Annotated in this window: 17 protein-coding genes; 13 read left to right on the top strand and 4 right to left on the bottom strand. The window is 62.9% G+C overall.

Going from position 1 to position 17,438, the window contains the following annotated elements; all coding sequences use genetic code 11:
* The first annotated feature begins 661 nt into the window (after positions 1–661).
* Complete coding sequence (locus Q0897_RS03770) at positions 662–1,375, top strand: hypothetical protein (RefSeq protein ID WP_299307634.1); 714 nt, start codon at positions 662–664, stop codon at positions 1,373–1,375.
* Here Q0897_RS03770 and Q0897_RS03765 read toward each other — a convergent pair.
* Both Q0897_RS03765 and Q0897_RS03760 read right to left on the bottom strand, forming a co-directional pair.
* Positions 1,360–3,075, bottom strand: coding sequence for a recombinase family protein (locus Q0897_RS03765; protein ID WP_299307633.1), 1,716 nt, complete (start codon positions 3,073–3,075; stop codon positions 1,360–1,362). The two genes, Q0897_RS03770 and Q0897_RS03765, sit on opposite strands and share 16 nt — an antisense overlap.
* Positions 3,072–3,707 (bottom strand): DUF2924 domain-containing protein, encoded by a 636-nt coding sequence (locus tag Q0897_RS03760; RefSeq protein WP_299308146.1) that lies wholly within the window; start codon positions 3,705–3,707, stop codon positions 3,072–3,074. Before Q0897_RS03760 ends, Q0897_RS03765 begins: the two co-directional genes overlap by 4 nt.
* Before the next feature lie 379 nt (positions 3,708–4,086).
* On the opposite strand from Q0897_RS03760, the gene Q0897_RS03755 reads away from it, so the two are divergent.
* The 4 genes from Q0897_RS03755 to Q0897_RS03740 all read left to right on the top strand — a co-directional run bounded on the left by Q0897_RS03755 (position 4,087) and on the right by Q0897_RS03740 (position 7,240).
* Positions 4,087–4,497, top strand: coding sequence for a hypothetical protein (locus tag Q0897_RS03755; protein WP_299307632.1), 411 nt, complete (start codon positions 4,087–4,089; stop codon positions 4,495–4,497).
* Positions 4,494–5,561 carry an ADP-ribosylglycohydrolase family protein gene (locus Q0897_RS03750; RefSeq protein ID WP_299307631.1) on the top strand — a complete coding sequence of 356 codons (1,068 nt, stop codon included), beginning with the start codon at positions 4,494–4,496 and terminating at the stop codon, positions 5,559–5,561. The genes Q0897_RS03755 and Q0897_RS03750 overlap by 4 nt, the downstream gene beginning before the upstream one ends.
* Before the next feature lie 424 nt (positions 5,562–5,985).
* On the top strand, positions 5,986–6,675 hold the full coding sequence (locus tag Q0897_RS03745) for a hypothetical protein (protein WP_299307630.1): 690 nt from the start codon (positions 5,986–5,988) through the stop codon (positions 6,673–6,675).
* Positions 6,668–7,240: a hypothetical protein gene (locus tag Q0897_RS03740; protein ID WP_299307629.1), complete on the top strand. Its 573-nt coding sequence runs from the start codon at positions 6,668–6,670 to the stop codon at positions 7,238–7,240. Before Q0897_RS03745 ends, Q0897_RS03740 begins: the two co-directional genes overlap by 8 nt.
* A gap of 145 nt (positions 7,241–7,385) precedes the next feature.
* Here Q0897_RS03740 and Q0897_RS03735 read toward each other — a convergent pair whose 3' ends face one another.
* Positions 7,386–8,264 (bottom strand): LysR family transcriptional regulator, encoded by an 879-nt coding sequence (locus tag Q0897_RS03735; protein WP_299307626.1) that lies wholly within the window; start codon positions 8,262–8,264, stop codon positions 7,386–7,388.
* 204 nt (positions 8,265–8,468) lie between these two features.
* Between Q0897_RS03735 and Q0897_RS03730 the strand changes: the two genes are divergently transcribed.
* The 8 genes from Q0897_RS03730 (at position 8,469) to Q0897_RS03695 (ending at position 15,275) form a co-directional block, all read left to right on the top strand.
* Entirely contained in the window at positions 8,469–9,170 is a 702-nt protein-coding gene (locus tag Q0897_RS03730; protein WP_299307625.1) for a type 1 glutamine amidotransferase domain-containing protein, read from the top strand.
* Positions 9,171–9,172: 2 nt separating this feature from the next.
* Positions 9,173–9,628, top strand: coding sequence for a VOC family protein (locus tag Q0897_RS03725; protein WP_299307613.1), 456 nt, complete (start codon positions 9,173–9,175; stop codon positions 9,626–9,628).
* Positions 9,622–10,734 carry an NADH:flavin oxidoreductase/NADH oxidase gene (locus Q0897_RS03720; protein ID WP_299307611.1) on the top strand — a complete coding sequence of 371 codons (1,113 nt, stop codon included), beginning with the start codon at positions 9,622–9,624 and terminating at the stop codon, positions 10,732–10,734. Before Q0897_RS03725 ends, Q0897_RS03720 begins: the two co-directional genes overlap by 7 nt.
* A complete protein-coding gene (locus Q0897_RS03715) occupies positions 10,731–11,882 on the top strand; it encodes an L-dopachrome tautomerase-related protein (RefSeq protein ID WP_299307610.1) in 1,152 nt (383 codons plus the stop codon). The genes Q0897_RS03720 and Q0897_RS03715 overlap by 4 nt, the downstream gene beginning before the upstream one ends.
* A gap of 76 nt (positions 11,883–11,958) precedes the next feature.
* Entirely contained in the window at positions 11,959–12,699 is a 741-nt protein-coding gene (locus Q0897_RS03710) for an SDR family oxidoreductase (RefSeq protein WP_299307608.1), read from the top strand.
* Between the two features lie 111 nt (positions 12,700–12,810).
* Entirely contained in the window at positions 12,811–13,104 is a 294-nt protein-coding gene (locus Q0897_RS03705) for an antibiotic biosynthesis monooxygenase (RefSeq protein WP_299307606.1), read from the top strand.
* A gap of 454 nt (positions 13,105–13,558) precedes the next feature.
* A complete protein-coding gene (locus Q0897_RS03700) occupies positions 13,559–14,698 on the top strand; it encodes a glutathione-independent formaldehyde dehydrogenase (RefSeq protein WP_299307605.1) in 1,140 nt (379 codons plus the stop codon).
* Positions 14,699–14,729: 31 nt separating this feature from the next.
* Positions 14,730–15,275 carry a type 1 glutamine amidotransferase domain-containing protein gene (locus Q0897_RS03695; protein WP_299307603.1) on the top strand — a complete coding sequence of 182 codons (546 nt, stop codon included), beginning with the start codon at positions 14,730–14,732 and terminating at the stop codon, positions 15,273–15,275.
* A 252-nt stretch (positions 15,276–15,527) separates the two neighbouring features.
* Here the strand turns inward: Q0897_RS03695 and Q0897_RS03690 are convergent, their stop codons facing one another.
* Positions 15,528–17,216, bottom strand: a complete 1,689-nt coding sequence (locus tag Q0897_RS03690) for an ATP-binding cassette domain-containing protein (RefSeq protein WP_299307601.1) — start codon at positions 17,214–17,216, stop codon at positions 15,528–15,530.
* Between the last annotated feature and the right edge of the window lie 222 nt (positions 17,217–17,438).

Genomic DNA, 17,438 nt, shown 5'->3' with positions numbered 1-17,438 from the left:
CAGCCAAATAGCCCGCAGACTGCGGGCTTTTTCGTGTCTGCCCCGTACCGGCGGAGAGTGGAGATGGGCGCACGGAGTAGTGCTCCGGAAAAGCGGAGAACGAGAGCGCCTCCGGTGCCCTGCCGCGCCGCGAATGATAGCCAGGTTACACTCGCCCGGAGCGAGCCCTGTCGACCCTGCTGAATCGGGCTTGGCGGGAGAGGTTGCGCATGTTGACAGCTGACAACCGCTTGTCGGCGTTCGTTGACAATGATGTTGTCAGGGCCCTGAGGCGAGATTACGTCTAACCCGTTGTATTAGTGATATAAACCGATAAGGCTGACAACTTATAACCCGGACGCAATTGCCAATCGCGCCGCTAAAAAAAGAGGTTGTCAACATGCGCGCAACCTGGACGCGTTTTTGGGCGCGGTGAACCGTGGGCAAAAGAAGCGGTAATGTGCAAGTTGGATGGCCGCGCCAGGCAAGCGCCGTGAGCCAGCGCTGTAAAGCCGCAAGGCGCCGCTGCCGTTGGCAAGGCAGAAGCCGGCATGGCGTGCCGAAGCAGCAAGCCAGATGCCTGCCGGCAGACACATGCGGCGCTTTGCTGTATCAGTCCAGCAGATAGAATGACTATCTGTCTCGGCCGCCTGTCATGGCCGCTGCCTCGCAAAGGATCGTGATGACTTCCAACCCGCGCCTGCTGTTCCCGCGCGAGCAACCCGCGCTGGCGCACCCGGCCATCGACCTGGTGCTGCTGACGGTCAGCGACGGCGGTTTGCAGGTGGTGGTGAGGGAACGCGAGCGCCCGCCCTTCGAAGGACGATGGACGCTGCCAGGACGGTTGATCGAAGAGCCGGCTGCGTTCGAGCTGGCAATGCACGAAGTGCTGTATGAGGAGATCGGCGATCTCGATGCTGCCTTGCGGCCGTTCTTTACCTTCAGCGATCCTGCGCGCGATCCGAGGGGATGGGTGATCTCGACCGCGTTCGTGGCGCTGGTCCGGCCGGCATGGCTTGCCCGCGTGACCGAAGCGGGATTGGGTCCGGTGCTGGCGGATGTCACGATGGACGAGGCGCGCAAAGAGGCGCGTGTCATGACAGGCGGGGTCGCGCTTCCGCTGGCCTTCGATCACGGCGCGATCATCGACGCCGCGGTTCGGCACTTGCGGGGTGTGATCGATGGCACGATGATCGCGTTCGACGCGCTTGATTACGCATTCACCATGCTGGAGCTGCAAACGGTGCACGAGTCGGTGCTGGGCAAGCCGCTTTCCAAACCGCTCTTTCGCAAGCGCATGCTGGCCCGGACCTTTCCCGATGGCCGGAGCTTGCAAACCACCGGCGACGAGCACCGCGGATCGGGACGGCCGGCGGCATTCTACACGCTGGCGTGAGCGACCAGCAGGGTTTGCTCCTGCGTGTTCCAGTCGGGATCGATGGCATTGGCAGCCAGCAAGGTCCTGGCACTGATCCCGGCCTTGAGCCGTCCGGCAAGAATGCCGTCGATCACCTGGGGGGCAAGAAAGGCAAGCCGGGTGACCCGGGTGATATAGGAGACGGTCACGCCTTCGCGCGCGGCCAGCGCGGTGGGATCGAGGTCGCCCTCACCAAGAATATCCCACCATTCGCGGGCACGCAGGATGAGGCGAAGAAGCGCGACATCGGGACCGTCGTGCCCGGCGAGCGCGCCATTGTCCTGGACAAGGCGGACGGCACGCCCCGTACGGGTGAGATGCACATGGCTGGTGATGGTGAGCTGGACAGGCGCGCCATCGAGAAGCGGCACATCGACCAAAGCAGCAATCGCGGCAGACGACAGGGCGATGGTGATGGAGGCCGGGCGGATCCGGACTTCGGTGACCAGGGTGGCGAGATGACGGCTGCGGCCCGTGACAAGGGCCGCATGGACAGATTTGCAGGACACAGCCAGCCCGGCAAGCGTAGCGGGCGTCAGCGCAAGCGCGGCCCGGTCGGCCAGATGCACCGGATCGGCAAACAGATCAGCGAGCGCTGTACTGACAAGGCTTTCAATCTCGCCGGCCGGCAGGCGTATGGATTGCGCTGATGGTGCAGGCTGCTGACCGTGCTGCAATGCCTTGCTGACATAATAGCGATAGCGCTTCCTGGCCTTGCCTGCGCCCTTGCAGGCATGGGTCGCCACCAGCCTGTCGCCGGCTTCATCGACAATGCGATGGGCCAGCAGATGTTCGCCTGGTGACGGGGCGGCGCTGCGTGGCCCCTGGACATGACCGGCAAGCTGGCTTTGGACCTTGTCCCATTGGCCGCGTTCGATGATGCCATCGTGCAGGCCTTGATAGAGCGTGCCGTGATGCACGATGCGCCCTGTATAGATCGGGTTCTTGAGGATGGCATAAAGCTGCCCGCGCGAGAAGAAGCCGCCGCCAAGCTTACGTCCCGTGCCGGTCTTGCGCACCGGCACGGTGATGCCGTTGTCGAGCAGATGCTGTTCGACAAGGCGGACATTGCCAAGCTTGCGATAGGCGGCAAAGATCTGGCGCACGATGGCGGCCTGTTCCTCGACGATGGCAAGGCTGCGGCCTTGAGGCTTGTAGCCCAGCGGCGGCACGCCGCCCATCCACATGCCTTTTGCCTTGGAGGCGGCGACCTTGTCGCGAATGCGCTCGGCGGTCACTTCACGCTCGAACTGGGCAAAGGAGAGCAGCATGTTGAGGGTGAGCCGGCCCATGCTGGTGGTGGTGTTGAAGGCCTGGGTGATGGAGACGAAGCTGGTGCCCGCCTTGTCGAGCGCTTCGACCAGCCTTGCAAAATCGAGCAACGAACGCGTCAGCCGGTCGACCTTGTAGACGACGATGATGTCGATGCTGCCGGCCGCGACATCGACGAGCAATTGCTGGAGCGCCGGACGCTCGAGCGTTCCGCCCGAGATCCCACCATCGTCATAGACCGTGTCGATCATCTGCCAGCCTTCGGAGGCCTGGCTCAGTATATAGGCGGCACAGGCCTCGCGCTGGGCATCGAGCGAGTTGAACCCCTGCTCGAGCCCTTCCTCGCTGGACTTGCGCGTATAGATCGCGCAGCGCACGGGTTTGGTCGCCATCGTATTCGTCGTCATGCGGCGTGCCGCGTCGATTTTGACTGAGGCTCTGCCTGTGCCTCTGCCGGGGCGTTGGGCAGGGTCTTGCCCTTGGGTTTGCCTTTGGACTTGAGACCGAAGAAGGCCGGTCCCGACCACCGTGTGCCGGTAATGGCGCGGGCGACTTCGCTCAAGGAACGCCAGTCCTTGCCTTGCCAGCGGATCGTCCCGTCAGAGGCGATGGTGACGCTGTGCAGCACGCCTTTCCATTCGCGCACGAGCCGCTGGCGGGGCGGGGCTGGGGCATCGGCACCCGCGGATGCTGCGAACCTGCCAAGCCGTTCGGCGCTGCGGACAGACAGCGAGCCATAAACTTGGGTCTGTAAGAGATGGGCAAGCGCAAAGCGCATCATGGCGGCGCTGAGCCTGGGGGCGGGCTTGCCGGTCAGCTGCGTCCACCGGGCCCGCAGCGCCTTGCGGGTCATGGCGGGCAGGGCAGCAAGCTCGGCATCGAGATCGAAGGGCTGGGCGCGCGATGATGCTGAGGGCAGGGCGCGCGATGATGCGGGGGGCAGGGATGAAGATGAGGATGGGGATAGGGATGGGGACGAACATAAAGACGAAGATAGCGACGCCGCGTCAGGCGGGGTCGTAGATGCTGCGACAGGCAAGAAAGGGGTCTCCTCAAAAAGCGGCAGGAGCAAGCTATGCGTGTCTTGCTCCTGCCGCCTCGAGCCCCGGGATGTGGCGCAGCCGGGGCAAGCAGGGGAAAGGTCTGCTGACCCCAAGACAATAGCGATTGCGCGCAGCTGTCCAGCATAATCGTGACGCTACGCCGCGGGGCCTGCGAATGCCCCATACAGGTACAGTTCGATGCGGTTGCAAGGGGATCCCCATAGGGCGCCAGCTACCGGCGACACAGGGTCCGACCACAAAAAATCGAGCAAAAGCAGATAGTTGTTGAAGATACCAGTCGGCTATGGATCAAGGGAAGACAGAACGCCGGCCGGTAATGACACGGCCTTGCAGTAACACAAAGGACACCCTCCCATGCGTACCAGTCTCACCCACCCGCTTCAGATTGCCGAGATCCGCCTCGCGCCGCATCTTGGCAAGGTCGGCCTCACCTTCTGTCCGGGCAAGAAGCAGCCCGATGCCATGACCGGCGGGTGGGACCGCGATCTCAAGGTCGACATCGACGCGGTTGCCGCATGGAATGCCGGCGCCTTGCTCACGCTGATCGAGGATGTCGAGATGGCAAGGCTGGGGGTCGAGACTATCGGCCAGTCGGTGCTCGATGAGCATATGAACTGGTATCATCTGCCGATCCGGGATGCCGGCATTCCCGATGCCGTCTTCGAAGAGGCCTGGCAAAGCGTCGGCGAAGAGCTGCGCATGCGGCTTCGCGCAGGCTCGAACGTATTGGTCCATTGCAAGGGCGGCCTGGCCGGGCCGGGGTGATCGCCTGCCGCCTGCTGATCGAGCTCGGCATGAAGCCTTCGGAGGCCATCGTCGCGGTTCGTAACGTCAGGCCCGGCGCCATCGAGACGGCGGCACAACTTGACTACGTGATGCAATTGAAGGCGATTGCCGAGCCCGTGCCATCGCGTTCGCGCGCCGCCATTGCGGACCGGGCGCTGGGCGCCATGCTCGGGCTGGCGGTGGGCGATGCGCTGGGCACGACGCTGGAGTTCTCGCCGCGTGATAGCCGTCCGCGTTTGAGGGGCATCGAAGGGGGCGGGCCTTTCCAGCTCAAACCCGGTCAATGGACCGATGATACCGCCATGGCCCTGGCCTTGATGGACAGCCTGCTGCACCATCCCGACCTTGATGAAACGGACCTGATGCAGCGCTTTGTCAGCTGGCATGAGAACGGCACCTATTCGTGTACCGGCACCTGCTTCGATATCGGCATCACCACGCGGCAGGCGCTGGCGCGCTTCAAGCGCAGGGGGGATCCCGTGGCAGGCTCGAGCGATCCCCAAAGCGCGGGCAACGGCAGCCTGATGCGGCTTGCGCCGGTGGCCTTGCGGCATTGGCAGAACCGGCAGCGCCTGCACGATGTCGCTGCGCGCCAGAGCCGGACCACGCATGCTGCACCCGAAGCGGTCGACGCCTGTGTCGCCTTTGCCGATCTGCTGGCCGATGCCATCGGCGGCGCGCCTGCGAGCACGGTCCTGCAGCGACGCACGGGCACCGTTTATCAAGGCCGCATCGGCGAGATCATGGCCGGGTCATGGCGCGACAAGTCGCGCGATGCGATATGTTCGACAGGCTATGTCGCGCATTCGCTCGAGGCGGCGCTGTGGTGCGTGGCGCGCACCTCCAATTTCTTCGATGCGATATTGACGGCCGCCGAGCTTGGCGAGGATGCCGATACCACTGCTGCCATTACCGGCCAGCTTGCCGGCGCGCTTTACGGCGCTACCGGAATTACCACAGACAAGATCGAAGCCATCGCATCTAGTCCGCGCTTGATGAAGACAGCCGTGGCGCTTGTTACTGCAGGTATGCAGGCAGGATGAAAGGCGACCAGATCTGGCTCCACGGCGGTCGCGGCGAATAAGATCTGGCGGTTCGAACGATGCATGGCGCTGATTAGAGCGCCATCACGCCAGCCAGATGGCACAGGACCCGCAGGGCGTTGCCCTGCAAAGCATGGGCCTTTTGCCGAGTGCGTGCGGATGCGTGTCAGACGCAGGCGTTGAGCCGTGCCTGGTGGCGTCAGCGTGATGGCACGGCGCTGGGTTCGTTTGTCCAGATCGTGCTTTTTCTTTGCAGTTCTGCGCGGCGCAAGGGGCGGGGCACAAGGTGTGAGCGGACGCCTCGCAATCTGGCAAAGCCTGCGGTCGTGCAGGTCGCGTCGTCGCGTATACCGCCCGCGAACGCGTGGCCGGATAGTAAGGTAGCCGGATAGCCAGAAGGCTTGGCGCGTCGATAGCCGGGCCAATGATTATCGCGATGCCCGCACATAAGGGGTGCCATGCGACATGTCGTGACAGCACGATTCGAAAGACCACAAACATCTACGAGGGTTTTTCGATGACTACTACGTTGCCCATGGATCCTGTGAGCGAAGCCTTCGAACGCGATTGCTTCACAGGCCTGTGGACCGATCTGTATGATGAGCTTGTCGAGGACTATGAGCCCAAAGGGCTGATCCAGCGCCTGTACCTGCGCGATATTGCCAAGCTCACGGGCCGGATCGAACAATTGCGCCTCATTCAGTCAGGCCTGCACAGCTATCATCTCTATGCCCTGAGTTCCCATGCGAAGAAGGGACGCACCGCCTCGGACGATGCTGCGATAGACGGCAGCTCCTGGTGCGCCGATGTCGAGGAACGCGGTGTCGTTCACAACATTGTCGCAAGCCTTGAGAATATCAGCCTGTGCAATCTCAATGCGTTTGGTCCTGCCTTCGAGCGGCTTGTCGGCATGGCCTATACCCAGAGGCATGCGCTGTTCATCGAACTCGACCGGCTGATCGTCGAACTCGTGCATGCGCGCAACGCTGTCATCAATGGGCTCGATGCGCGCTGCGCAGATCTAGACCGGGTCGCCAATCTGGAAGGGATGCTGCAAGCACATCTGCGTGAGCACGATTGCGGCTCGCACAGCGACGACGAAGCCTATGATTGAGCCGGCAGCAAGCGCGCGCACCGGGGAGGAGCCTGAGGCGACTAAACCGGCGGTATCCAGTGCGCGCAGCGAAGCGGCCCGGGCTGCCAGCCGCCGCAATGGCGCAAAAAGCAAAGGACCCACATCACCACAAGGCAAGGCGAAGGCGGCCAGGAACGCATTCAAGCATGGTTTTCGCTCGAAACGCACTTTGCCCGAGCCGCTTCCGCCCTGGCTTGTCGAGATCGAGCAGGAGCTGTCCATGCTGGCCAGCGAAGTCGGCTTTGGGCGCCATCCGCAGATGGAACGTGTTTTGCTGAACTTCCTGCTTATCAATGAGATCGATACGCTGATCGATGGCACCATCGATCATCTGCTGTCGCTTGCACCCTGCGATCTGGCGGCACACCTCCAGCCTCGAAAGCTGGCAACGCTCGAATATTACCGCCACAGCTTTCGCAGGCGCCGCGATACCGGCATCCGCCTGCTTATGGCTACCGGCTATCGTCAGAGACAGACCGCCTTTCGCAATCTTGAGCGAGAGCAAAAACGCAGGGGGAAACGTGCGGGGCGTAGGGTGCCGTGAAAGCGGGGCGGGGCGGCAGCTTTGCGCCCCCAATTCGGTCGTTCGGCGTTGTCGCCGACGATCCCGAAAGCCGCCATTCGATTCGCCAGCGCTCAACTGGTTCAGACCCGACATTGCGCTCACGGCCCAACAGGCGTGGCCACCATTATGTTCGGAGTGCAGCAATCAGGGCGTCCCGAGCCATGGCCACGCGCGGGTGTCGCAGCGATGAGCGTGCCCAGACGAGGTAGTATGCGTTGCGCGGCACCGTGATCGGCGCGGGTATCTCGATCAGCGTGCAGGCAGCGCGTTCGCTGCGGGTGAGATAGCCGGGCAGTACAGTCCAGCCGAGGTCCGCGCACAATGCCGACCGTAGCACCCTCAGATCGGGCGCGGTCAAGGCGGGCTGGCTGGTCAGCTCGATCTGGTTTGCATGGAGCCAGGTTCGCAGCAGCGGCCGGTCGAGGTCGTAGGCGAGGTGGGCTGTTTGATTAAGCCCTTCGACCGGCGGCAATTCGGCAATCCGCATGGCCACGGAGGGAGAGGCTACGGCGCGCAGGTGTTCCTCGCCCAGCGCATGGAAGGCCAACCGCGGATCTTCGGGTTGCGAGGCGGTGACAGCCAGGTGCACCTTGTCTTCGAGCAGCAAGGCATAGAGCGCCTCGCGCCCGCCGATATGCAGGCGCAGGTCTAGCCCCGCATCCAGCAGCGGCGCCAGTCTGGGCGCGATCATCTCTCCCAGCAGGTCCGACGGCGCGGCGATGTGGACCGTGCCCGAGATGCGCGACGAACGGGCCCGCGCGCTGGCCAGTGCCGATTCCGCCGTGTCGAGGCTGCTTCCGATCGAAGCCGCGAGATCGTCGGCAATCGCGGTTGGTCGAACACCCCGCGGATGGCGATCAAACAAGGGACGGCCCAATTGCGCTTCGAGCGAGGCGATGTGCTGCGACGCAGCCGGTTGGGTGATGCCGATCGCCCGGGCCGCTTCGCTCAATGAACGACGGCGGTAGACTTCGACGAAGGTGCGCATCTGCAGAAGGGACATTCCGGTTCCATAAGGGGATTTATGGCCGTCCGCCATTCCCTTTGGATTTCATGATGTCGTTCCCTGCGTATCTAGGTCGCCGACAGGAACGATCGAATGCAAAATCGCCGCCAACTGCTGAAAGCTCTCACAGCTGTCTCTGTGGCGGGTGCGGCTGTGCCGGGTGCGTTTGCTCGTGTCCCCAACCTCAATGGAAAAGGACAAATGACGATGACCCGCATTCTCATGGTGGCCACCTCCGCCGACCGCATGACCCCCGGCACCGAACCGACGGGTGTCTGGCTCGAAGAACTTACCACCCCGTACTACGCGTTCCGCGATGCTGGAGCCGAAGTGACGCTGGCCTCGATCAAGGGCGGCGCCATCCCCGTCGACCAACGCAGCGTCAACGCCGATGGCGAGAACGACGCTTCGGTCGAGCGCTATCTGAAGGACGACGCCCTGAAGGCCGAGGTTGCCGGTACGCCGGCATTCACAAGCATCGATCCCGCCGGCTACGACGCGCTGTTCCTGCCCGGCGGCCACGGCACCATGTTCGATTACCCTGGCAGTGACGAACTGGCGCGCCTTGTCGAACGTTTCGACCGCGAAGGCAAGATCGTCGCCGCCGTCTGCCATGGGCCGGCTGGGCTGGTCTCCGCGAAGAAGGCCGATGGCACGCCCTTCGTCGCCGGCCGCCGTGTCGCGGGTTTCACGGACAGCGAGGAACGCGCGGTCGGTCTCGATCGGGCGGTGCCGTTCCTCCTCGAAACGCGTCTCAAGGAACTCGGCGGCAAGCACGAGGGCGGCCCCGATTTTGCCCCCTTCGCACTGCGCGATGGCAATCTGGTGACCGGCCAGAACCCTGCCAGCGCTACCCGCACCGCGGAGCTTGTGATGGAAGCCCTCAAGGACAAGGTCGCCTGATCATGCGCTATCTCCACACCATGCTGCGCATCGCCGATCCCGAGGCGGCGATCCGTTTCTTCACGCTGCTGGGTCTCAAGGAAACCCGGCGCATGGAGAACCAGGCCGGACGTTACACGCTGATCTACCTTGCCGCCGACGAGGATTTCCGCAGCGACGGCGAGCAGGGCGATGCCGAGGTCGAACTGACGTACAACTGGCCGCCCGAGGACGGCAGCCCTGCCGAGACATACACGGGGGGCCGAAACTTCGGCCACCTCGCCTTCCGGGTCGACGACATCTACGAAACGTGCGCGCGGCTGCAGGCGGGCGGCGTGACGATCAATCGCCCCCCGCGCGACGGACACATGCCGTTCGTCCGCTCGCCGGACGGGATCTCGATCGAACTGCTGCAGAAGGGCGAACACAAGGCTCCGGCCGAACCCTGGACTTCCATGCCCAACACGGGCGAATGGTGATGGCGAAATTGTTCGAACCGATTGAGGTTGGCGGGCTGCGGCTCGCCAACCGCATCGTCATCGCGCCGATGTGCCAGTATTCGGCAGTCGACGGCGCGATGACCGACTGGCACCAGATGCATCTCGGCCAGTTGGCGCTATCGGGCGCCGGCGCGCTAACGATCGAGGCGACTGCTGTGAGCCCGGAAGGGCGCATCACCTACGGTGACGTCGGCCTCTACGATGACCGTACCGAAGCGGCGATGCAAAGCATGCTCGAAAGCGTGCGCCGGTGGTCGGACATGCCGCTGATCATCCAGCTTGCCCATGCCGGCCGCAAGGCGAGCTGCGCCAAGCCGTGGCACGGTGGAACGCAGATCGCCCCCGAGGCGTACGACGGCTGGCAGACCGTGGCACCCAGTGCCATTCCCTTCGATCCGGACGACCATCCCCCTGTCGAACTGGACAAGCCAGGGCTTGCCCGCATCCGGGAGGCGTTCGCGGATGCCGCCCGGCGTGCCGGCAGGCTCGGCATCGAAGCCGTCCAGATCCACGCCGCGCATGGCTATCTGCTCCACGAATTTCTTTCGCCGATCTCCAACCGGCGCGGCGACGAATACGGCGGCAGCCTCGACAACCGGATGCGGTTCCCGCTCGAAGTGTTCGATGCCGTGCGCGAAGCGTTTCCGGCCGACCGCCCGGTGACGATTCGCGTTTCGGGGACCGACTGGGTCGACGGCGGCTGGACAGCGGAGGAAACCGCATTGTTTGCACAGGAGCTGGAGCGGCGCGGTTGTTCGGCAATCCACGTCTCCGGCGGCGGCCTCGACCCTCGCCAGCAAATCCCTGTCGGTCCCGGCTATCAGGTGCCGCTGGCGCGGACGGTCAAGGACGCGGTCGCCATGCCTGTCGTGGCGGTCGGAATGATCACCGATCCGCAGCAGGCGGAGCGCATCCTCGAAGACGGGCATGCCGACGCCATAGCGATTGCCCGCGCTGCGCTGTGGGATCCGCGTTGGCCCTGGCACGCCGCCGCCGCGCTTGGCGCATCGGTCAAGGCGCCCCCGCAATATCTCCGGTCCGAACCCCAAGAAACGGGCCGCATCCTCAAGGAAATGACCCCATGAAGACCTCCGTCAAACTGCTTCTTGCCGCTGGCGCTGCCCTCTCGCTTGCCGCCTGCTCGACGACCCGCGAGGGTGCATCCGCGCCCCAGATCGAACAGGTCGCGACCTTCGATGGCGCGATGCCGACTGGCGTGACCGTCGCCGCCAACGGGCGCATCTTCGTCAACTTCCCGCAATGGGGCGACAACGCGCCGTTCACAGTTGCCGAGCTGGTCGACGGCAAGGCGGTGCCCTATCCCGACGCCGCGACCAACCAGCCCGATCCGGCCGACCCGGCTGGGCATTTCATCTCGGTGCAGAGCGTGGTGGCAGACGGCGCCAACCGCCTCTGGGTGCTCGACACAGCGGCGCCCAGATTCTCTCAACCACAGGCCGGCGGTGCAAAGCTGGTGGCGATCGACCTTGCGACCGACCGGGTGGTGAAGACGATCGTCCTGCCGCCCAGCGTGGTGCTGCCCACGACCTACCTCAACGACGTGCGCTTCGATCTGCGTCAGGGCGCCGAGGGCGTCGCCTACATCACCGACAGCAGCAACGAGGGGATCGGCGGCATCATCGTCGTCGATATCGCCAGCGGGCGTGCGATCCGGCGCCTGTCGAACCATTTGACGACCAATCCGGAGCCCGGGTTCACCCCGGTTGTCGACGGCGCGGTGCTCATGAACCGCCCGGCCGACGGACCCGCGACGCCGCTAGCAATCGCGAGCGACGCAATCGGGCTTAGCGCCGACGGCAGCTTGCTCTACTACGGGCCACTATCGGGTCGCACGCTGCACGCGGTCCCCACGGCCATGCTGCGCGATCCTGCGGTGACCGATGAGGAACTGGCCCGCGCGGTACGCAGCCTGGGGCGCAAAGGCGCTTCGGACGGGATTGCCGAAGACGACCGAGGCCGCGTGTTCGCCGGCGATTACGAGAACAACGCAATCCGCATGCTCGACCAGGGCCGCTGGACGACGGTGGTCAGCGACCCGCGCATCAGCTGGCCCGACACGCTGTCGATCGGCACCGACGGCTACCTCTACTTCACCGCCAACCAGCTTCACCGCCAGCCAGGCTTCCACGGCGGGCGGGACTTGCGCCGCAAGCCTTACGAGCTGCTCCGCATCCGGGTGGGCGCCGGGCCCGTCCTCTTGCGCTCACAGTGATCCCATCAGGCCGGGCAGGCTCGAGCGGGGCCGCGATCCGGCAAAAAATCAACAACTGACTTGAAGGAATACAGACATGACAAAAGGTATCGAAGGCAAGGTCGTTCTCATTACCGGCGGCAGCAGCGGCATCGGCGCGGAAACAGCGCGTCTTCTCGCGGAACGCGGCGCGAAGGTGGCCATCGCCGCGCGGCGCAAGGACAGGCTCGACGAGGTCGTCGCGGACATCACCGCAAATGGCGGCACGGCACGTAGCTACGCGCTGGACGTGACCGACAAATCGGCGGTCCAGTCCGTCGTAGCCGCAATCATTGCCGACTTCGGCCGCCTCGACGTGCTGATCAACAATGCCGGGCTGATGCCGATCCGTCCGATGGCCGAGGTCAACACCGACGAGTGGGACCAGATGATCGACGTCAATCTGAAGGGTACGCTCTACGGCATCGCGGCGGCCCTTCCCGGTTTTCTCGAGCAGGGCAGCGGTCACATCATCAACTTGAGCTCGGTTGCGGGCATCAAGGTCTTCGCACCGGGCGGCACGGTCTACTCCGGCACCAAGTTCGCCGTCAGCGCGATCAGCGAGGGCTTGCGCCACGAGGTGGGGGAAAAGGTCCGGGTCACGTCAATCGAGCCTGGAGCTGTCGAAAGCGATCTGAAGTTCACGACATCCGGCACGGCTGCCGAGACGGTGCTGGACTTCTACAAGCAGGCCATCCCGACGGCATCGGTGGCGCGTGCTATCGCGTTCGCTGTCGAACAACCTGATGACGTCGACGTCAACGCGATCGTCATCCGGCCGACCGCACAGGAGTTCTGATTTCGACGAGGAGGCGGGGCCGCGTGTGCTCCGCCTCATGGGGAACGTACCGGCCCGCTCGTCCGTTACTTTGCCGAATAATATCTGTTCGTTTGACTTGAGGAATAAATTATGCCCAAACTTGCCCTGTATGTGCCATTGAAGGCCAAGCCCGGAAAAGAGCGCGATGTCGCCGATTTCCTGACCTCGGCATTGCCGCTCGTTCAAGCTGAGCCGGACACTCTGACCTGGTATGCGATCGAGGAAGGTCCCGGTGCGTACGCGATCTTCGATACGTTCGACACAGAGGAGGATCGGCAGGCCCATCTTGACGGCAAGGTTGCCGCCGCACTGATGGACAAGGCAGACGAACTGTTTTCCGAACCGCCGCAGATTCACAAGTTCACCCTGCTGGCCGCGAAATAGCGGAGCGGTCGGCCCTAAGCTGCCGGCTGACCGCAGAGTAAGGCTCGTTTTCCATCCGGAATGGATGGCCCGACCGAATCGGGAAATGAATAAATCAATACGACAGGCCATCCGCGATAGCGGATGGCCTTGTCTTTTGCGCTCATCACACCTCTGCATTTGCTGATAGGGCGCCGTTGATGTGTCGCGGCGGAACGGCACCATTGGTTCGCGGGAAATTCCTGAGCACATCAATTTGGCGCGTTGTTAGGCCGTTCTGGCTCAATCGTTCAGAAAACCGCCGTAAATCGATCCCAGGATGGCCCTCCGTGAAGGAACCTCTCAGGTAGCAGCAGGTTCAGCAAACTGAGAACACTTGTAAGGGTGCGATGTCCTCCACCGTTGCGATGGACCGGATCACCACAAGCTCTCGATTTGATGACGCGTTGAGAAGAGCTGCGAAAGGAAAAGATCCGTGAAAGCTGTCGTGTACAATGGGCCGAAAGATGTTTCGGTCAAAACCATCGATGATCCCAAGATCGAAAAGCAGACCGATGTTATCATCCGGCTGACCACGACCAATATCTGCGGCTCGGACCTTCACATGTATGAGGGCCGTACCAGCTTTGAGAAGGGCAGGGTCTTCGGTCACGAAAACCTTGGCGAGGTCATCGAGGTCGGCTCTGCCGTAGATCGTATCAAGAAGGGCGATCGCGTGTGTATGCCGTTCAACGTCGGTTGCGGTTTCTGCGAAAATTGCGAACGCGGTTTGACGGGTTTCTGCCTCACGACCAACCCTGGAACCGCCGGCGCAGCGTATGGCTTTGCCGAGATGGGTCCGTGGCAAGGTGGTCAGGCCGAGTTGATGCGCGTTCCTTATGCGGACTTCAATTGTCTGAAGCTGCCTGAGGACGCTGAGGAGAAGGAAGATGACTATGTCATGCTCTCCGACATCTTCCCCACCGGTTGGCATGGCGTCGAACTGTCGGGTTTCCTGCCTGGCGAAAGCATCGCGATCTACGGCGCCGGTCCGGTCGGTTTGATGGCCGCGCATTCAGCCGAAATTCGTGGTGCCTCTCAGATTTTCGTGGTCGATTCTCACGATGACCGCCTGAAACTGGCCGAGGCGATGGGCGCTATTCCGATCGACATGCGCAAGGGCGATCCCGCCCAGCAGATTCTTGACGCGACCGGCGGCCTCGGGACCGACCGGGGGGTCGAGGCGGTCGGGTATCAGTGTTGCGATCGCCACGGCAAGGAGCGCAGCAATTACACGATGAACTGCCTCATCAAAAGCACGAAGGCCACCGGCGGAATCGGCGTCGTCGGCGTGTTCATTCCGGAAGACCCGAACGCGCCCGACGATCTCCAGAAGGAAGGCAAGATGGCGTTCGACTTCGGCAACTTCTGGTTCAAGGGCCAGAAGGTCGGCACCGGCCAGTGCAATGTAAAGCACTACAACCGGCGACTGATGAAGCTTATCGAGCAAGACCGGGCCAATCCTGCTCAAATCATCTCGCACCGACTGCCGCTTGATCAGGCACCAGACGCCTACAAGCATTTCGACGAGCGCGATGCTGGCTGGACGAAGGTCGTGCTCAAGCCGGGCACCTGACCTTAGTCTTCGACGGAATAGGAAATAAATTATGACTTTGGAAGGCAAATCAGTTGCCATTCTGATCGCACCCCGCGGGACGGAAGAACCAGAATTCTCGAAACCCAAACAAGCTGTCGAGGACGCTGGTGGCAAAGTGACCGTGGTCAGTTTTGAACCGGGCAAGGCTCGCACAGTCAATAGCGATCTTGACGAGGGCGGCAGCTATACTATCGACAAGACGTTTTCCGAGGTCAAAGCCGACGATTTCGACGGACTTGTTGTGCCCGGAGGGACTGTCGGTGCCGACAAGCTGCGCGGCAGCGTCGAGGCAATCGGTTTCATTCGGGCTTTCTTCGATCAGAAAAAACCTGTTGCGGCCATATGCCATGCACCCTGGACATTGATCGAGGCGGGCGTGCTCAAGGGTCGCACCTTGACGTCCTACCCGACGCTGAAGGTCGATATCGAGAACGCCGGCGGTGGATGGACCAATGAGGAAGTCGTGGTCGACAACGGCCTTGTTACCAGCCGCGACCCCAATGAATTGCCCGCCTTCTGTGCCAAACTCGTCGAAGAAATCGCAGCAGGGAATTAAGACGGGGCGTTTCGACGAACCATGACAGGGCCTTTTCCCTTGAGAAGGTCCTCACAAAGCAAGCGTGGCGTGGCCAGCGATGGGCCGTCCGCCACGCCGCGTATCACACGAACACGGCGCACCTGACGGGCACTCAAACCCTGAGCCGCGTCGACCGCGGTGACACATCGCCGGCCCCTTTCCAGATTCGACCCATTCCAACGCGTGGTTGAGATGCACCTGCTCGAACGTGCGTTCGGCCAGATTTACGACCTACAGCGCCGCCTTGAGATAGCGGGCGGTGAGACTGCCTTCCGCTTCCGCAACCGCGCCAGGGACGCCGCTGGCAACGATACGGCCCCCATCTTCCCCGGCCCCCGGTCCTAGATCGATGATCCAGTCCACCTGCGTGATGGCGCGCATGTCATGTTCGACGACTACGACGGTATTGCCAGCGTCTACGAGGCCCTGCAGGTGTTGCATCAGCCGGTCGCCATCGGAGGGGTGAAGCCCCGAAGTTGGCTCATCGAGGATGTAGATCGTGTTGCCGCGTTGAGCGCGTTGCAGTTCAGTCGCCAGCTTGATGCGCTGCGCCTCCCCGCCGGACAGCTCGGTCGCCGGCTGACCGAGCCTCAGATAGCCAAGACCGATCTCCCGCAACACGTCGAGGGAGCGCATCACAGATGCCTCGCCAGCGAAGAAATCACACGCATCGTCGACCGTCAGTTCGAGCACCTGGGCGATATTGCGCCCGTTCCATTCGACTTCGAGCGTTTGCGGGTTGTAGCGAGAGCCATGACAGGTCGAGCACGGGGCAAAAACGCTCGGCAGGAACAGCAGCTCCACCATGACGTATCCCTCGCCCTCGCACACCGGGCAGCGGCCTTGCGCGACGTTGAACGAGAACCTTCCCGGGCCGTAGCGCCGCCGGCGGGCGAGCGGCGTTTCAGCGAAGATCCGTCGCACATGGTCGAACATGCCGCTGTAGGTGGACAGGTTCGAGCGCGGCGTGCGGCCGATCGGTTTCTGATCGACCCGCACCAGCCTGCGGACATGCTCCATGCCTGCGACAATGCGTCCTTCAGTGTCGTTCTGCGCAACGTCGAGCAGCGGATCGACATCCTCCTCTGCGGCCACGGGGGAGCCGCCGAGGTGTTCCGTGACGAGCTCGGGCAGCGCCTGACTGACAAGACTGGATTTGCCCGATCCCGAAACGCCGGTAACAGCGGTGAAGCAGCCGATGGGAAACTCGACGTCGAGACCATGGAGATTGTTAAGCCTGATCCCTTCCAGGCGTAGCCATGCCTTGGGATCGCGCGGTGTGCGCTCATTGTGGAGCGGCTCTGCGAACAGGTAGCGGCGGGTGATCGAAGTCTCGACGTCGGCAAGCCCCTCTGTCGGCCCGCTGTAGAGGACTTCACCACCCTTTTCCCCGGCTCCTGGCCCGACATCGACGAGCCATTCCGCGCGGCGGATGACGTCGAGATCATGTTCGACGACGAACAGGGAGTTGCCCGCCGCCTTGAGACGCTCGAGAATGGTGAGCAAGGCTTCGCCATCTGCCGGGTGCAACCCTGCCGAAGGCTCGTCAAGCACATAGACCACGCCAAAAAGCTGTGACGACAATTGCGTGGCAAGCCGCAAGCGCTGCAGCTCTCCGGAGGAGAGCGTCGGCGTGCTGCGGTCGAGCGAAATGTAGCCAAGGCCAAGATCGATCAGCGGATCCAGCCGCTCGATCAATTCGCAGGCAAGGCGTTGGGCGGCGATCCGCTTCTCGTCGGAGAGATTGGGCGTCCGGCGTACGTCTGGCGCGCTCTTGTGCGCAGAGCCGCCCGCCGCGACCCGTTGTTCGACCGCTGCATCGCGGGCCGCTTTTTCCAGAACATGGCCCTTTGAGAGGGCGGAGACCGCCCCATATGCGCCTTGCGCGACGGGCATCAGCAAGTCCTTCAGCTTGAGCACTGTCAGGTCGCCGAACTCGGCAATGTCGAGGCCGGCGAATTTGACCGACAGGGCTTCGCGCTTCAGGCGCTTGCCGTCGCAGGTCGGGCAATCGCGGCCGATGATTGTTCCCCGTCAGCACCCATGGCACAGATTTGAGGTTGTAAATTAAGGAGGGTTTGGGCTTCGTCGTAGTGACGAAGGAACGAAGATGAAGCCCAAACCCTCCTTGAAAAATTCACT

Origin of the sequence: uncultured Croceicoccus sp. (genome assembly GCF_947496385.1) — a bacterium.
Classification (GTDB): domain Bacteria; phylum Pseudomonadota; class Alphaproteobacteria; order Sphingomonadales; family Sphingomonadaceae; genus Croceicoccus.
The sequence above is the reverse complement of the archived record's forward strand: the minus strand, read 5'-3'. Positions and strand labels throughout refer to the sequence as shown.

Coding starts and splice junctions, on each gene's coding strand:
- Q0897_RS03770 (WP_299307634.1), top strand. CDS start 662: ATGACTTCCAACCCGCGCCTGCTGTTCCCGCGCGAGCAACCCGCGCTG.
- Q0897_RS03765 (WP_299307633.1), bottom strand. CDS start 3,075: ATGACGACGAATACGATGGCGACCAAACCCGTGCGCTGCGCGATCTAT.
- Q0897_RS03755 (WP_299307632.1), top strand. CDS start 4,087: ATGCGTACCAGTCTCACCCACCCGCTTCAGATTGCCGAGATCCGCCTC.
- Q0897_RS03745 (WP_299307630.1), top strand. CDS start 5,986: ATGATTATCGCGATGCCCGCACATAAGGGGTGCCATGCGACATGTCGT.
- Q0897_RS03740 (WP_299307629.1), top strand. CDS start 6,668: ATGATTGAGCCGGCAGCAAGCGCGCGCACCGGGGAGGAGCCTGAGGCG.
- Q0897_RS03735 (WP_299307626.1), bottom strand. CDS start 8,264: ATGTCCCTTCTGCAGATGCGCACCTTCGTCGAAGTCTACCGCCGTCGT.
- Q0897_RS03730 (WP_299307625.1), top strand. CDS start 8,469: ATGACGATGACCCGCATTCTCATGGTGGCCACCTCCGCCGACCGCATG.
- Q0897_RS03725 (WP_299307613.1), top strand. CDS start 9,173: ATGCGCTATCTCCACACCATGCTGCGCATCGCCGATCCCGAGGCGGCG.
- Q0897_RS03720 (WP_299307611.1), top strand. CDS start 9,622: ATGGTGATGGCGAAATTGTTCGAACCGATTGAGGTTGGCGGGCTGCGG.
- Q0897_RS03715 (WP_299307610.1), top strand. CDS start 10,731: ATGAAGACCTCCGTCAAACTGCTTCTTGCCGCTGGCGCTGCCCTCTCG.
- Q0897_RS03710 (WP_299307608.1), top strand. CDS start 11,959: ATGACAAAAGGTATCGAAGGCAAGGTCGTTCTCATTACCGGCGGCAGC.
- Q0897_RS03705 (WP_299307606.1), top strand. CDS start 12,811: ATGCCCAAACTTGCCCTGTATGTGCCATTGAAGGCCAAGCCCGGAAAA.
- Q0897_RS03695 (WP_299307603.1), top strand. CDS start 14,730: ATGACTTTGGAAGGCAAATCAGTTGCCATTCTGATCGCACCCCGCGGG.